General features: G+C 42.7%; 12 protein-coding genes and 1 tRNA gene. 12 read left to right on the top strand and 1 reads right to left on the bottom strand.

The features are described 5' to 3' along the window. Positions 1–80 precede the first annotated feature (80 nt). Entirely contained in the window at positions 81–290 is a 210-nt protein-coding gene (locus tag CVV21_10655) for a hypothetical protein (GenBank protein ID PKL90846.1), read from the bottom strand. A 108-nt stretch (positions 291–398) separates the two neighbouring features. On the opposite strand from CVV21_10655, the gene CVV21_10650 reads away from it, so the two are divergent. The 12 genes from CVV21_10650 to CVV21_10595 all read left to right on the top strand — a co-directional run. Next, positions 399–474, top strand: a tRNA-Ala gene (locus CVV21_10650). Between the two features lie 62 nt (positions 475–536). Beyond that, positions 537–1,520, top strand: a complete 984-nt coding sequence (locus tag CVV21_10645) for a DUF368 domain-containing protein (GenBank protein PKL90845.1) — start codon at positions 537–539, stop codon at positions 1,518–1,520. A gap of 11 nt (positions 1,521–1,531) precedes the next feature. Next, complete coding sequence (locus CVV21_10640) at positions 1,532–2,377, top strand: glycine--tRNA ligase subunit alpha (GenBank protein PKL90844.1); 846 nt, start codon at positions 1,532–1,534, stop codon at positions 2,375–2,377. Beyond that, entirely contained in the window at positions 2,377–4,455 is a 2,079-nt protein-coding gene (locus CVV21_10635; GenBank protein PKL90843.1) for a glycine--tRNA ligase subunit beta, read from the top strand. Before CVV21_10640 ends, CVV21_10635 begins: the two co-directional genes overlap by 1 nt. A 26-nt stretch (positions 4,456–4,481) precedes the next feature. After that, complete coding sequence (trxA, locus tag CVV21_10630) at positions 4,482–4,808, top strand: thioredoxin (GenBank protein ID PKL90842.1); 327 nt, start codon at positions 4,482–4,484, stop codon at positions 4,806–4,808. Positions 4,809–4,812: 4 nt separating this feature from the next. Continuing rightward, on the top strand, positions 4,813–6,075 hold the full coding sequence (locus tag CVV21_10625; protein PKL90841.1) for a cation:proton antiporter: 1,263 nt from the start codon (positions 4,813–4,815) through the stop codon (positions 6,073–6,075). 88 nt (positions 6,076–6,163) lie between these two features. Continuing rightward, positions 6,164–8,902: an ATPase gene (locus tag CVV21_10620; protein ID PKL90840.1), complete on the top strand. Its 2,739-nt coding sequence runs from the start codon at positions 6,164–6,166 to the stop codon at positions 8,900–8,902. After that, positions 8,899–9,729, top strand: coding sequence for a hypothetical protein (locus CVV21_10615; GenBank protein PKL90839.1), 831 nt, complete (start codon positions 8,899–8,901; stop codon positions 9,727–9,729). Before CVV21_10620 ends, CVV21_10615 begins: the two co-directional genes overlap by 4 nt. A 10-nt stretch (positions 9,730–9,739) precedes the next feature. Continuing rightward, a complete protein-coding gene (locus CVV21_10610; protein ID PKL90838.1) occupies positions 9,740–10,204 on the top strand; it encodes a hypothetical protein in 465 nt (154 codons plus the stop codon). A gap of 307 nt (positions 10,205–10,511) precedes the next feature. Continuing rightward, entirely contained in the window at positions 10,512–12,518 is a 2,007-nt protein-coding gene (locus tag CVV21_10605) for a hypothetical protein (protein ID PKL90837.1), read from the top strand. 274 nt (positions 12,519–12,792) lie between these two features. Further along, on the top strand, positions 12,793–14,355 hold the full coding sequence (locus tag CVV21_10600) for a hypothetical protein (GenBank protein PKL90836.1): 1,563 nt from the start codon (positions 12,793–12,795) through the stop codon (positions 14,353–14,355). Between the two features lie 22 nt (positions 14,356–14,377). After that, positions 14,378–17,279 (top strand): hypothetical protein (locus CVV21_10595; GenBank protein PKL90835.1); only part of this gene is annotated, 2,902 nt, incomplete at its 3' end.

Raw genomic sequence — 17,279 nt, 5'->3', positions numbered from 1 at the left:
GGCGATGCATTAAACCGCTCCTGCCGGATACACAGCAGGTTAGGGCGGCGCATACTGAAAAAACACACCCAAGCCCTGTTTTATGTTTGTGTTTGCCCTTCCAATTTTCCAATTTCGAATTTTCGGTATTTGTTTTGTTTTTGTCTTTGCTTCCGACCCTCCGACCCTCCGACCCTCTGCTCTTCCTGTCCGCCAAGCCTCCAAGCTTCTAAGCCTCCAAGCCTCCAAGCTTCCAAGCCTCCAAGCTTCCAAGCATCTAAGCTTCCAAGCCTCCAAATTGCGCTTGACATTTATGCCGTGAAAATATACTATACTTTAACTTATTTTTTTAAAGAAATGCCTGTAAAAATCGGTATTTGACAATGAAAAGGTTTGAATTTTTAAATCCCGGATCAGGTGGGGCAGTAGCTCAGCTGGGAGAGCATCAGGCTGGCAGTCTGAGGGTCGTCGGTTCGATCCCGATCTGCTCCACCATTAATATTTGTTTTATTTGTTATAAAAAATGTTCAATTAAGAATACGAAGCTGTTCTGAAAAATCGGGGGATCTGTGAAGAAAAAAACAAAAATTAATGAAACGGAAAAAAAGAAGGGTAATAATGCAGTTAATGAATTCATTGTTAACGCTTTAAAAGGCGTTTCAATCGGCGTTGCAAATGTAATTCCGGGAGTATCCGGCGGAACGCTTGCTGTAATAGTGGGGGTATTTGAAAGGCTTATAAACGCTATAAAATCTTTTGATATAAAAGCCGTAAAACTGCTTCTTAAAGGCGATTTTAAAGGGTTTGCCGCCCGTGTGGATTTTATGTTTTTAGCCGCAATGGGCACGGGTATGGCTGTTGCCATAATTTCCGTGGCAAAACTTTTTAAATATCTGTTTGCCAATTACCCTGTTTATATATGGGCGTTTTTCTTTGGGCTTATTCTGGCTTCAATTTATTATGTGGGTAAAACAGTTTCTAAATGGAAAGCAACCATATGGATTATGTTTGTAGTGGGCGCCGCTGTTGCGGTTGTTATTTCGCTTATTTCTCCCGGTTCTGAAAATGCTAATTTTCTTTATGTTTTTCTATGCGGAGTGGTGGCAATATGCAGTATGGTACTGCCCGGAATTTCAGGCTCGTTTGTCCTTATACTTATGGGTAATTATGAACTTGTTGTAATTAAGGGTATAAGTGAAATGAATTTAGCGGTATTAATACCTTTTGCGCTGGGATGTGTTGTGGGTATTATCGCTTTTGCGCATATTATATCGTGGATAATGAAAAAATTTAAAGACGGTACTATTGCAACCCTTACCGGTTTTATAGCGGGTTCACTGCTTCTTATCTGGCCCTGGAAAACGGCCATACCTAAACTTGATTCGCTTGGGCAGGTAATCATGCGCAAGGGCAAGGAAGTTGTGGCGGGCTATCAGTGGAATATGCCTGAATTAAGCGCGGAAACAGCCATAGCATTTTTAATTATGGCGGCGGGTGCGGTAATAATAATTGTAATTGAAAAAATAGCTGTTGAAAAATAGGCGGTATTAAAATGTATTTTCAGGACCTGATATTTACTTTACAGAAATTCTGGACAGACAAAGGCTGTATTGTAGTGCAGCCCTATGACATGGAAAAAGGCGCGGCGACATTTAATCCCGCCACTTTTTTCAGGTGCCTTGGCGATAAGCCGTGGAACGCCGCTTTTATAGAGCCGTGCAGAAGGCCCAAAGACGGACGTTACGGCGAAAACCCGAACCGTTTTCAGCACTACTACCAGTATCAGGTGATAATGAAACCGGCCCCGGAAAACATTCAGCGCATGTACCTTGATTCGCTGGAAGCCATAGGGATAAAAATAAAAGACCACGACATTAAGTTTAACGAAGACGACTGGGAATCACCCACTTTGGGCGCGTCGGGGCTTGGCTGGCAGGTGTGGCTTGACGGGATGGAAATTACCCAGTACACATATTTTCAGCAGATGGCGGGGATTCAGTTGAACCCGATCACGGCTGAATTAACTTACGGGCTTGAAAGAATTGCAATGTATATTCAGGGTGTGGACAGCGCTTTTGACATAAAATGGAATGAAAATGTGACTTACGGCGATGTCTTTCTGGAAAATGAAAAGCAGTACTCCGCTTATAATTTTGAACACGCTGACATAGATATGCTTCTTGATGTGCTGGAAAAATACTATAAAGAAGGCGAAGAACTGGTTAAAAAATCGCTGCCTATTCCGGCGTATGATTATGTGCTTAAAATCTCACACGCGTTTAACCTTCTGGATGCCAGAAAAGCAATTTCTATTGCGGAAAGGCCCACGTACATAAAAAAAATCAGGGACCTTGCAAAGTTATGCGCGGAAGAATACATTAAGAAACGGGAGAAATAATGAACGTAATTCTGGAAATAGGGACAGAAGAGATACCGGCAGATTACCTTACGCCTGCCATAAATAACATACGCGAAAACGCGGAAAAAATTCTTCTTGAAAAAAGAATTAAATACGCGTCAATAGAAACATATTTTACCGTAAGAAGGTTTGTGCTTTTTATCAAAGATACTGCAGGAATGCAGGAAGACCTTTCTTTTGAAAAGAAAGGCCCCAAATATGATATCGCGTATAAAGACGGCGTGCTTACCGATGTGGGCAAAAATTTCTTTGAAAAAGCGGGATTAAGCGAAAAAGACGCGAAAATAACCGAAGAAAACGGCAAGAAATTTATATACATAAGCGTGTTTGAAAAAGGCAGGCCTTCAAAAGAGGTGCTTGCCGAAATATTTCCGCAGATAATAAACGCGGTAAAATTTCCCAAAACTATGACCTGGGACGCATCCGGAGTAACGTTCGCGCGTCCGGTAAGGTGGATTACGGCTCTTTTTGGAAGCGAAGTTATTAACTTTACGTGGGGTAATGTAAAATCCGGCAATAAGACGCGCCTTCATAAATTTGAACATTCAAATAAAGAAGAAGTAGTTTCATCCGCGGACGCGTATTTTGACGTTATGAAAAAAGCCGGCATAATAATACGGCAGGATGAAAGGGAAAAAGAGATTGCCGACAAGGCGCGTGAAATATTAAAATCAAAAGGTATGATAATACTTCCGGATAAAGTGCTGCTTGAAAAACTTGCCCAGTCCGTGGAAACTGTAAAAGTGGTGGCGGGAGAGTTTGACAAAAGGTTTTTATTCCTGCCCAAAGAAGTAATTATAACCGCCATGAGGGAACACCAGCGTTATTTTGCGGTTACAAAAGATAACGGCGAGTTTACAAATTATTTTGTTAACGTGCGCGACGGCGGGGACGGCAATAATGATTTTGTAACACAAAGGCACGGCAAAGTGCTTTTTGCCAGGTTAAAAGACGCGGAGTTCTTCTACCAGGAAGATTTAAAGAAGCCCATAGAAGACAACCTTCCAAAGTTAAAAGAAGCAATATTTATAACCGGCCTTGGCACCATGTTTCAGAAGGTGGAGAGGTTAACATCCATAGCAGCTATGTCTGACACGCTTTTTGGATATGACAACCCGGAACTTTTATCACAGGCGGCAAGGTTTTCAAAAGCAGACCTTGTCACCGACATGGTAAGCGAAAAAGAATACGTAAGCCTTCGCGGTTTTATGGGGGGCGTGTATTTTCACAAACAGGGAAAGCCGGAAAAAATATGCAAGGCAGTGGCGGAACAGTATTACCCCAACTTTGTAGGCGATGCATTGCCTTCCACTAAAGAGGGGCTTTTGTTGAGCCTTGTGGACAAAATTGACAATATCTGCGGTTTCTTTATTGCCGGGTTTAAACCTACGGGCAGCAAAGACCCTTACGCGGTAAGGCGCCAGGCGCTGACCGCCATTTATATAATACTTGAAAAGACGCTTGATATAAACCTAAGCAGGGTGATTTCCGCGGTGATGGACGAATACAGGTCCAAACTTGGAAAAAGCTGCGATGAAAAAGAACTTCTGGATTTTTTCCGCCAGAGGGAGCTTAATTATTTTAAGGACAGGAATATTGATTATGACATCATAAACGCCCTTCCCAAAGAAGACGGATTAAACTTGCTTGATGATTATGAAAAGGCGCTGGTGCTTTCAGGCGCCAGAAAAAGGCCCAGATTTAATGAAATAATTTTCACGTTAAGCAGGGTGAATAATATCATCCCCGAGGGGTTTAAACCGGGCGAAACAGATACAGCTTTATTTGATGCTGAAGAAGAGAAAAAACTTTACGCCAGATTTTATACTGTCAAAGAAAAGATGACAAGGATGCTTGACATAAAAGATTTTGGGGGCGCGTATGAAACCATTGCCTCTATAAAGCTGGAAATAGACGCGTACTTTGAAAAGGTGCTTGTCAATGATAAAAACAACGAAAAAGCCAGCATAAACAGGTTAAATATGCTGTCTGAAATAAGCTCCTGGATGAAACTTTTTGCGGATTTCAGGGAAATTGTGGTTGACAGAAAACAGTAAAAAAAAGTATTAAAGGGGGCAATAAAATGAGTACAGCAGCAAATGTGACAGACGCGACATTTTCGGCGGAAGTTTTAAAATCTGACATTCCGGTTATGATTGATTTTTGGGCGGTGTGGTGCAATCCGTGCAAGATGATAGCGCCCGTTGTTGATAAGATGGCAGCCGAATTTGCGGGAAAGATAAAAGTGGTAAAAATGGATGTGGATTCAAATTCACAGACGCCTTCCGAACTTGGGATACGCAGCATTCCAACCATACTGTTTTTTAAGAACGGGGAAATGGTAAATCAGATAGTGGGAGTGGTAGCGGAAGCCCAGCTGAAAAAAGTAATAACAACCGTTATAGGGTAATTGAATGACAACTGTAACTGATGCAGCTTCAGCCACAATAGCCGCCGTAAGCCATGCCGCATCATCAGGCGGCGACACCCATGCTATGGTATCGAAAATAATTTTTCAGCTTTTAATCGCGTTTGTCGCGGCTAAGTTCGTGGGTTTTATTTTTAAGAAAATGAAACAGCCCGCTGTAATAGGGGAACTGCTTGCGGGTATTATTCTTGGGCCGTATGTGCTTAATGTGCTGCAGCTAAATGACCCTTCCATGCATCTTACCTTTGAAGTTATAGCCGAAGTGGCTGTTATACTGCTTCTTTTTTCAATAGGGCTGGAAACAAAACTGTCCGACCTTACAAAAGTGGGTGTTAAGGCTTTTTGGGTTGCCGTAGGCGGTGTTATTCTTCCATTTGTACTTGGGTATATTTATATGAGGCTTACCGGAAGCAGTAATATCAAGTCAATGTTTATGGGCGCCATAATGGTGGCTACCAGCGTGGGCATTACCGCCAGAATATTAAAGGATTTAAATTTTATGTCCGAAGAAGTAAGCCGGGTTGTGCTTGGCGCGGCGGTAATAGACGATATACTTGGGCTTATAGTGCTTTCTGTGGTAAGCGGGCTTGCGGAAAAAGGCAGTATTTCACTGCCCGCCGTAATTGCCACAATCCTTGTTATAATTATTTTTCTGCTGCTGTTTACACTTGGCGGCGTTCACTTTAACAAAAAATTCGGTTATTCAATAGGGACTTTTAAAGCCAGAAACGCGCCGCTTATTGCCGGTTCTGTTGTGTGTTTCACTTATGCTGTTGTTGCTGTTCAGATAGGGCTTGCGGCAATTGTAGGCGCTTTTATGGCGGGTGTTGTAATGGCTGAACGGGAATCGGAATATGAAATTAAACAGAAACTTGAAATTTTTGAAGATGTTCTGGTGGTTTTCTTTTTTATAATCATGGGCGCAAAGGTTAATGTTATGGCTTTCACGGAACCGGTGATTATAATTACCGGGCTTGTAATTACGGTTATTGCGTTTGCGGGCAAACTTATAGGGTGCTGGCTGCCTGTTATGAATATGGGCTTTAAAAAGGCTTCTTTTATAGGGATGGCAATGGTACCAAGGGGAGAAGTGGGTATAATAATTGCGGCGTTTGCACTTGCCAAAGGCATAATTGATGAAAGGTTTTATGGTATTGCCATATTTATGGTGCTGCTGACAACAATAATACCGCCCTTTGTTCTTGAACCGATGATTAAAGGGATGAAAAAAGACGGAAAGAAAATATAATCCGGAAGTTTTCAAACCTGATTTGCTTGACCTGAAATTGTTAAAACGGTATATTGATTATAGAAAATTTTTATACAAGGAGCATATCATGAAAAAAAATATTCGGCTTGACACTGATTCTCCCGCGGTTAACTGGCACGCTTTAACCGGCAAACAGGCAATAGAAAAACTTGAATGCGCTGAATCCGGCCTTACATCAGAACAGGTAAAGCAGCGTGTTGAAAAGTACGGGACAAACAACCTTCCTCTTAAAAAATCCACCCCTCTTATTATTGTCTTTTTAAAACAGTTTTTAAGCCCGCTTATTTATGTGCTTCTGGCGGCATCCGTGGTATCTGCCGCAGTCGGGGATTTGAAAGATGCTTTTTTTATTCTCTTTGTTATTCTTATTAACGCCGTAATAGGCACGCAGCAGGAATATAAAGCGGAAAAGAGCGCCGCGGCGCTGCAGGGAATGATAAAGGTAAAGGCATTTGTAAAGCGGGACGGCGCCAAACAGGAAATTGACAGCGTTGAACTTGTTCCGGGAGATATTGTATATCTTGAATCCGGAAGCAAGGTTCCTGCGGATATAAGGCTTTTAGAGGCCAATAATCTGGAAATTGACGAGGCGTTTTTAACGGGAGAGTCAATGGCCGCGGAAAAAAACACTCAGCCCCTTGATGAAAAAACAGAAGTCAGCGACAGGACAAACTGCGCTTTTGCCGGCGCTTCCGTTACAAAGGGCAGGGGCACAGGTGTTGTTATTTTAACCGGATTAAATACAGAGGTGGGAAAAATAGCAAAAACAGTTACAAGCGAAGCCGGGTCAAAACCGCCGCTTATTATAAGGATGGAAAAGTTCAGCACCCAGATAAGTATAATAGTTTTAATAAGCGCGGCAGCGGTTGCCGGTATTTTGCTGGCAGGCGGGAGTCCGGCGCGTGATGTGTTCTTTCTTGCCGTGGCGCTTGCGGTTTCCGCGATTCCTGAAGGCCTGCCGGTTGCTTTAACCGTGGCGCTTTCTGTTGCCACGCAAAGGATGTCAAAAAGAAATGTTATAGTAAGAAAACTGACGGCTGTGGAAAGCCTTGGCAGCTGTACTTACATAGCAAGCGATAAAACAGGAACACTTACCGTAAACCAGCAGACCGTAAAAGAACTTTTATTTCCTTCGGGTAATTCTTTCAGTATTTCCGGCGAAGGTTATAATGACGAAGGTTCCGTTTCTGGTCCGGATGGTAAAAAAATTATTTTTGAAAAAGATTCCCCTGAAAGCCTGCTTATTATTTCCGGTATGCTGTGCAATGAAGCTTCCCTTGTAAAAAAAGGCGATAAATGGATAAACTTTGGCGATGCCATGGATATTGCTTTTATATCACTGGGTTTAAAAGCGGGTTATTCCCATGATGAACTGAAAGCACACCACCCTGTAGAGGGTGAAATACCCTATGAGTCTGAAAAAAAATTCGCGGCGGTTTTTTACAAAGATGAAGCAAATTTAAAAGCGGCTGTTAAAGGCGCTGTTGAAACTGTTGTGAATTTCTGTTCTTACGTATATGACAGGGATGGTAAAAAATCACCTGTTGATAAAAAAGATATTGAAGCAAAAGCGCTTATACTGGCTTCAAAAGGTTACAGGGTCCTTGCGGTTGCCGGCGGAGAAGTGTCAGGGAAAGGCGAATCAGACCTGTCAGGGCTTACACTATACGGGCTTGTAGGGTTTATTGACCCTTTAAGGCCCGAAGCAAAATCCGCTGTTAATAAATGCCGGGACGCGGGTATAGAAGTGGCAATGGTAACCGGTGACCATCCTGTAACCGCGTTTGCGATTGCAAAAGAACTTGGAATTTGTGAAGAAGAAAAAGAAGTTGTGACCGGAGCGCAGCTTGAAGCGCTTGGGGATCCGGAAAGTGAACCTTTTATGAAGGCTGTGCTTTCATCACATGTCTTTGCCCGCGTGGCGCCCATGCAGAAACTGCAGATTGTAAGCGCCCTTATTAAATCGGGGCATTATGTTGCCGTGACCGGCGACGGCGTGAATGACGCGCCGGCTTTAAAGAAAGCCAATATTGGCGTGGCAATGGGGTCCGGAACAGATGTGGCAAAGGATACGGGTTCTATGATAGTTACCGATGATAATTTTGCGTCAATAGTAGCAGGCGTTGAAGAAGGGCGTTTTGCTTTTGATAATGTCCGCAAAGTAATTTATCTTCTTATTTCAACCGGTGCGGCGGAAATAATGCTGTTTATTCTGGCGCTTATATTTACCGCGCATTTTTTCCCGGAAGGTATTCAGCCGCCGCTTTTGGCCATACAGCTGTTGTGGCTGAATCTTGTGACAAATGGAATACAGGGAGCCGCGCTTGCATTTGAAGGCGGTGAAGAAGGGGCTATGAAGAAAAAGCCAAGAAACCCCAAAGAGGGGATATTTAACCCTTTGATGATGCAGCAGACCATATTGTCGGGTGTTGTTATGGCTGTGCTTGCTTTCGGCGTATGGTATTACTTTTTGTCCGCGGGTTTTGACGTGGATTCCGCCAGAAACATGACGCTGCTTTTAATGGTGCTTTTGGAAAACGCGCATGTGTTTAACTGCAGGTCGGAATCGGTTTCTGTTTTTAAGGTAAAGATAAGCAAAAACTACCTGCTTGTAGCCGGTGTTATAGCCGCGCAGGGGCTGCATATAGCCAGTATGCAGATTCCGTTTATGCAGGACTTGTTAAAGATAAAACCCGTTGATTTTAAAGGCTGGGTTATGGTGGCGGCATTGTCACTGTCTATGATAATAACCATGGAAGTGTTTAAACTGGTTAATAAATATGCCGTAAAGGTTAAAAATGCATGATTAATAATTTGTCCCTGAAAAACAGCCTTGTTTTAACCGCGGGTTTGGTTCTGGTTTTTTTTATCGGCTACATGGACCACATATCAGAGTCAAGCGTTGATGTTTCCGTGCTGTATATGATTCCGGTTGCCCTGACGGTATGGTTTTCTGACAGAAAATATGCGTTTACTGTCTCTTTTATAGCTGTTGCTGTGTGGGAGTTTGAAGAGGTTTTTTTTAAGCTGGATTCAGAGTTCACGGCGCTGGTATGGGCCAATATAATTTTAAGGCTTGCATATTTTCTTTTGGCTGTAATTGTACTGTCAAAGCTTAAGGGGGAATATGACAAGGAAAAAAAGCTGGCTGATACCGATTCGCTTACGGGAGCGCTTAACAGGCGGTCGTTTTCTGTTTTGATACAGAAAGCGCTGGCGGAAAATAAAAAAAAGAGCATGCCATATTCAATAATTTATTTTGATATTGATAATTTTAAAATGCTGAATGATTCAAGAGGGCACGCTTTTGGCGATCTGGTTCTTAAAAACACCGCTGATATTATTACAAAAAGGTTAAGTGAAAAAGGTTTTTTATCCAGGCTTGGCGGGGATGAATTCGCGGTTTTTCTTATGGGCAGCGGCCCGGCGGAAGCTTTGAAAACTATAAACGGGATAAAAGGCGATCTTGCCGCGGAAGAACACGCGCTGAAAGGCGTTACTTACAGTTTTGGCGTTCTGACGGTTCAGAAAAAAATTATATTAAACACGGAAGAACTTATTCGCCTTGCGGATAAACTGATGTATAGTGTGAAAAAGACAGGTAAAAATGCGTTTAAGTTAAAAAAAATATAGGAGGCCGGACATGTCGGTAATACTGAAAACAAGAGAAGAAGCACAGGCTTATTTTGACGGATTAGTTGAAAAAAAGGAGCATGAAAGTATTGTCCTTTATCACAATCAGCGTAAAGCCGTCCTTGAAATCCTTTCGCAGTCCGCGAAAAAAGCGGGGGAAAAGTTTTTTGAAAAAGACCTTACCACAATAGAGGCCGAAAAGGTGGGAACTTCTGTTTTTGAAAACAAACTGCCAAATTGGCTTACCGGTTTTTTTGAAGCTTCCAAAGAACAGGGATGCCTTTTGTATATGAGGGAATTCCATTTTGCGTCAGACAAGGTAAAGAATGATGTTCTTAATATGATAATTAACAGAAGCGTGGAAGGAAGCGTCTTTCCTAAAAATACCACGGTTGTGCTTGGGGTTTTGGATGTTGATGATATTTCAGCTTCTATGAACATACAGAATTCCGCGGTGTTTCTTAAACAGATGTAATTTAGCGTACCGGCGGAAATGTTTTTTATGTTTTCGCGGTAAAGCGTAATCAGATTATTGCCTGAAATGCTGATGTGAAGAGTTGTTTTTTCTTTCTGTTTATTTTCCGGGGGGCTATTGACGGATTTAAATAAATGGGAGTGCCATCTTTTTATTATTTGACCGCGTCAAAACATATTGATGATTCTGTATTTTAAATTATGTAATCGTTTTTATTGCAGAACTATAATAAGTTGACAAAAAACTAACATAACTGTAAAATATATACAGGGCGGCAAGTATTTGCTGATGTTTTTATAGGAGACCTATGAATATTAAAAGGTTTTTTCTTACAGCATCCATATCTCTTTTATTTGCTTTTTCTGTTAGCGCGGCGTGTAATCCCACTGCCGCGACTTTGTGCGTTGCTGTTGATGACATAGCCGATGTGTGGATAAACGGGCAATACATTGACGCTTTTACTTATGTAAACTGGGATGAAACCGGGGTTCAGCCCAAATGCGTCACTTTTAATCCTGATATACTTGATGAAACGCAGAATATTGTAGCCATAAAAGTTAAGAATTTAAGGTGCTGCGAAGTATGGGGCAGCTGGTCAATTGAAGCTACATGTTCGGATGGCACTCACAGCTGTATAAACAGCGATGCCACCGGCGCTTCGCAGATGAGGCTTAACTTTATTGAGGATTGTACACAGGAACCTGCATATGACTCGTTGGGAAATACCTGGTGGGCAAGGGAGTATCAGGATGCGGGTGTGGCTCCATGGCAAAATCCTGAAGTGGTAACAGGAACCATATACGGAAAAATTATATATGACCCGTGCACCGGGCAGCGGCTTCAGCCTTTGTCATACGACGCAAACAGCGGAGCTGAAACGGATGACTGCAAGCATCTATACATGCGGCAGGAATTCATAATGACGCCGATTCCTACTTTACCACCGGCATCCTTTACGATAGCCAAGTCTGTAACCCCTACAAGTGGAATTACAACAAATGATGTTTCGTATACTCTTGAAATCTGTAATTCGGGAAACTACACAACAAGCACAGTAGAGGTTTATGATGATTTTGACCCGGGTTTTGGTTTTGCAGGGCCATATGGCGGCGGCTGTGATGCTTATGGTGACGGAAGCCCTTGTTTTACAGGGGACGGCAGTTCTTTTTCAATCCGCTGGTTAAGAGGTTTTCCGGGGCAGACCTGCGTTACTATAACCGCGGTGGTTAAGGATTATTATTTTGACAGGTCGCAGGAATCCTGTGATTACAGGGATAATGTGGCGGGTGTAAAATGGCCTTCTCCTGTTGATTGGGCAAGGTCAAATACTGTTACCGTTCAGATGGAATGCATACCCACAAACACGCCGTCTGCAACTTTTACAAGGACAAACACATTCACGCATACATACACGCGGACATTTACAAATACTTTTACGCTGACACATACAAGAACAAATGTATACACGCCGACCTTTACCCTGACGCACACAAATTCTTTTACCGCGACAAACACTTTTACAAGGACCATAACACCCACCTTTACCAATTCAATGACATATACACCAACAAATACGGCAACTTTCACCCCTACAAATACATTCACCGCAAGCAATACATATACACCCGGCGGCCCCACGGACACGCCTTCCAATACCCATACTAATACTCATACATTTACAAGGACTAATACATTTACGCATACTTTTACAAATACAAGGACGTTTACTAATACTCATACCGCGACCGCAACGCATACCAGTACATATACTTTTACCAATACGCACACTGCTACAGATACCGCGACGCATACCGCGACAAGTACTGAAACGTTTACGGCGACAGATACTGCAACCGCCACGCACACGCCGTATGACAGGGTATCTTTGCACAAGTCTGTAAGCCAGACAGAAGCGCTTATAGGAGACACGCTGCAATACTGCATAACATTTACCAATGTGGGGGCTGTGGTGACAGACCTTGTTATTTGGGACACCATACCCTATGAAGTGGATTTTTTATTCTGTCAGGGGAGCGTGTGTTCTACTTACCCGGCAACAGTAAACGGGCTGCCGACAACTGTTGTGCAGTGGGAAATTAACGGGATAGAGGTTGGCGTTTCCGGGTCTGTATGTTTTCTGGTAAGGGTGGCAAGATTCCCGGTTATAACTTATGGGGAAAATAATGATATATACGCTTACTTTGAGAGTAAAAAACGTGAAATATTTTATGATAAACCGGTTCCTATAAGGCTTCAATCAGCTGTAAGCGGTTCGGGGTTAATTAATTCAAGGGCAGGTCCGCCCGGAGGGTAAAAAACCCTTATTTCATTGATTTTATGCAATTTTGATATGTTCATTTGTGTAAATTAAATTAGAGATAAATATAAATTGACAAAATAACTGTTATGCTGTAAAATTTGATTGAAAAGTAAAGCAGTATTAAATTAAGGGCGGTTAGAAATCAACTTTCCTTTTTGAATACGTCGACAAACAAAAGGGAAATAGAATATGCAAGGGTTTTTTATAGTATCAAAAAAATGTAGATTTTTAGGTAGAATTTTAAAATCTGACATTTTAGGAGTTATTTATGGGAAAAACACTCAAAAACAATGATGTTATCACACAACAGGACAGGTCTGTCCAAAAATCAAACCGTTTTATATATAATATAATATATATATTAATATTATTTATTTTTAATATAAGTTTAAATTCATCTTTGTTTGCGGCGGCCGAGGTTCAGAACGTAACTGTAAGCCCGGCGACAGCAGCTCCCGGGGACGTGATAACTGTAACTTTTCAGATGAGGTCAACAACAAGCCAGACTGCCAGGTTTGCAATAGCATATTCTGAAAACGGAACATTGGTAAGGTGTGAAGAAGACTGGCTTGTCGGGGATGCGATTTACAATAGAACCGGAGCCACTTCTGTTGAATTTTGGGTTAATGGAGTTACAAGAACCGCAACGGGCGTTGGTTACGCAAGTGACGGGCCTGATACCGGAATTACAGGCAACAGCACATCAACGTTTCAGACAGTATCGGTAATTACGGCTGTGCCGCCTGAAAAAGCGGGGGCTTTTACTATTTTTGTCGCGGTAAGGGATAATGACGCGCTTGCTTACAGCTGCAGCAGTAATCAGGGCCCTAATGATACAGAGACTGCAAGTATTACTGTTTCCGGCGCCACAACACCATATAAATTAAATTTAGCATCGTGCGGTTCTGCAAGCAGTGACAGGATAAATATCCGCTATAGAATAACAAACTGGTCTGAATCAACAATAAAAGGCAAGCGTGTGTCGGTAAGATACTACATGAATCATTCAACGCAAAGCACGGGGTGGACTTACAATAACGCTCAATGGAATTTTAAGCAGGCAGACGGCGGAAACGACGGAACAAACTCACAGATGACGACAGAATTTATAAATACGTCTTCCAGTGACTGCACGGATACGGGTTCCTATACAAGAATAGCAAATATGTATGCCAGAATGTATTACACGGCAACTGATAAAGTAATTCCTTCTAACGGCGGATATTTTGATATGACGCAGGATGAACAGCTTGTACATTCGTCTGTTCCGCAGCCGGATCCGACTGATGATTATTCAAGGGGTATGGACGGCACCTGTTATTCTGAAAATAAATATCTGACTCTTTTTTACAATGAAAGCGCGCCTGCGGATGAAGCAAGCGATGTGCACCTTTGTGAATATACTTCGCCTTCAACTGTTGATTCGCTGTCCGGTGAACAGCCGTGCGATATTAATCCGTGCACAAGGATTGAAATGGTAAAAACCGCCAATCCCATGGATGCGACAATAGGCGATACAATAACGTACTGCATAGATTTTTCAAATTATTCCGGTGCGGCAAGGACGTTTAATATCTGGGATACAGTTCCGGCTATTATGACGCTTCAGGGATGCGATGGATGTTCTGTAAACTATTACGGCGACATCACGGTTGTGTGGTGGCCTATAAATAATCTTGCAAACGGGGCGACAGGCCAGGTGTGTTTCTGGGTCACGGTTGCAAGGCTGCCTTACTTTGAAATTGAGAAAGAATTTTTTGCATCAGGTGTTAATAAATATCTGCCGTATTCAACGGCGGTTTTAAATTCTGATTTTGTTAGAAATTATTAAAACCGGATAAACGGAGCCTGCGATGGATAAAAAAGGAGCGTTGATGGCAAGCACCACCAACGCTCTTGGTCTGTCCAAGGGCAGGGTTTTAAATATTACGACTAAAATATTTTTCGTAACTATTATGTTTGTTATGTCTTTGGTGAATTTATCTTATGCGACAAAAATTAATTTAGAAGTTTATGATCCGTGGGGTTATTCGTGTCCTCAAAATCAATTGCCAATAGGGTTTAGGATAACAAATAATGATTCTACATCGGTTAATCTTAATACAATAACTATTAAACTTTGGTTTGACTCTTCGGCGGATTTTGTATATACGCAGGATATTTCCAATTGGGGGACCTATGTTTCAGGTCTAGCCAGCAGCAGTATGACTGCCTGCCAGGAATCAGCATCAAAAGTAGCAAACCGTGTTGTCACAATTTCTTTGAGCAGTTATACTCTTATTTCCGGTGCTAACGTAACTTTTGCGGGATCGCTTAGGCGTACTGACTGGGCCAATATAAGTTGTAATTCATATATTGATCAGGATGATATTGGCGGAAGCTATGCGAATATAAAATATGCTGCAATTTATGAAGGCGGGGTTCTTGCCTGTGAGTATACAAATTCGACAACACAGGATACAAATTCGGGGCAGGATCCTTGCACCTTGAGCACTGGCTGCGGATCGGCTAATACTAACACGCACACGCCGACACAAACGCACACTTACACGCCGTCACAGACCCATACTTATACATCCACGCATACATTTACAAATACTTATACCCCGTCAAATACCTACACAAACACACTTGTTCCTACGAATACTTTTACACATACAGTCACAAATACTTTTACTCACACGTATACTGCTTCAAATACAAACACTTATACGTATACTCCAACATACACGTATACTTCTACTTCTACTCCTACAGAAAGTTTGAATACATGCGCCACGTCGGATGATTTTAATGATAATAGTTTTAATACATCGGTTTGGACGGCGACTACTTTAGGGACTGTATCAAGTTCGTCGCAGAATGAAACTTCATCCGCTTTACAGGTAAGTGTTCAGACTGCAAGCGATATGCTTGCCACGGGAACAAGCGACAATGTCAGATTTATCTACCAGAAAATTGCAAGCGCATCTGATTTTATAATGACTGTCAGAATAACAGGTATCAGCGGCGGGAACCCTGCCGGCGGCGGCGTGGTGGTAAGAGATTCGCTGACTGCAGGTTCGGAGATGTATTTTATGGGCGGGCTTTATTATGACCGGCCGGCTTATTTTAAATACAGGACAACGGACGGGGGCAGTTCTTCCGGAACGGGAACTTCTGCCGCAAGTTTTTCCTCTAAATATTTCAAACTTGTTAAGATGGGAGACAGTATCGGGGGATATTATTCCACTGACAATGTTACATGGACGCAGCAGGGCTTGACACAAACTGCCAGTTTTGATTCGGATATGTATGTGGGGCTTGATACATCGGGGGCTTACACAAGTTCATATACCACAACTTATGATGATTACAATTTTGTATGTAATCCTTTTGGAACGCCTACCATTACACCCACAAATACACTGACATCCACTATCACGCCGACGCCCAGCATTACTGTTACTTCTACAATTTCTCCGGTGTTTTCGCCTACGTTAACTGTTACAAGAACAACTACAAGGACAATCACTGCAACCATAACAAGGACAAGTTCACCCACGGCAACGCCCAGCATAACTGCTACAAGGACACCTTACCTTTCGCCTACGATAACACCGCTGATGTTTTCTGTGAATATCGCGCAGAATGATTATAATTATTCAAACTTTGTAATTGTTGAAATATTCACTCCGGCGTGGACGCATACGGCAACGCAGACGGTTACGCGTACAATTACAATGACTTATACGCTGACGCGCACGCCTTCAATTACAAGGACATTTACTCCTACGGCGACGATGACAAATACTATTTCTCCCACGCCGTCTATTACGCCTACCGGTATTCACAATATTGCGCGTTCAAATCATGAAGATTCAAACTCTGTGGCGTTTATAATCTGGACGCCGACAATAACTGTAACTATTACTTTAACGGCTACGCCTACATCAACTCCTACAAGCTCGCCGACGTTTACAAGGACTATTTCGCAAACGGTAACGGAAACAGTTACCAGGACAGTAACAAGAACGGTAACTGAAACAAGGACACCTTCTGCAACGCGGACAATTACAAGAACAGCTACGGAAACCAGAACGCCATCGGTAACCCGGACGGTGACGCCATCTACCACCACGACTATTGTTGATACTGCAACTGCAACTGTTTCCGGCACTACCACGACAACTATAACGCCTACAAATACGCCTACTTTTACACTTACCGCAACGCCGACTATTACTTTGACCCGTACGCCAAGCGTTACCCCGACTGTAACACCGACTGTATCCAGGACTGTTTCGCAGACGGTAACGCAGACGGTTACTGAATCCAGAACACAGACGGTTACTCAAACGGTTACAAATTCCACATCGCCGACTGTGACAAGGACTAATACGCAGACAAATACAAGGACTGCTACAACTACAGTAACGGCTTCTATTACAAATACTGTGTCGCAGACAGTCACGCAGACACAGACTCAGACGGTGACGCAGACTGCGACACGGACAGTGACGCTTACGGTTTCCAATACAACTTCGCCGACAGTTACGCAGACAAACACAGAGACAGTTACGCGGACGGTAACCACAACGGTGACGGCGTCTATAACGAATACCGTATCGCAAACTGTAACACAGACACAGACGCAGACGGTTACTCAGACCACTACACAGACAGTGACCCCGACGATATCCAATACAACATCGCCGACAGTTACACAGACAAATACGCAGACCGTAACACAGACGGTAACTACGACGGTAACAG

It is taken from the genome of Candidatus Goldiibacteriota bacterium HGW-Goldbacteria-1, from assembly GCA_002839855.1.
Classification (GTDB): Bacteria; Oederibacteriota; PGYV01; order PGYV01; family PGYV01; genus PGYV01.
The sequence above is the reverse complement of the archived record's forward strand: the minus strand, read 5'-3'. Positions and strand labels throughout refer to the sequence as shown.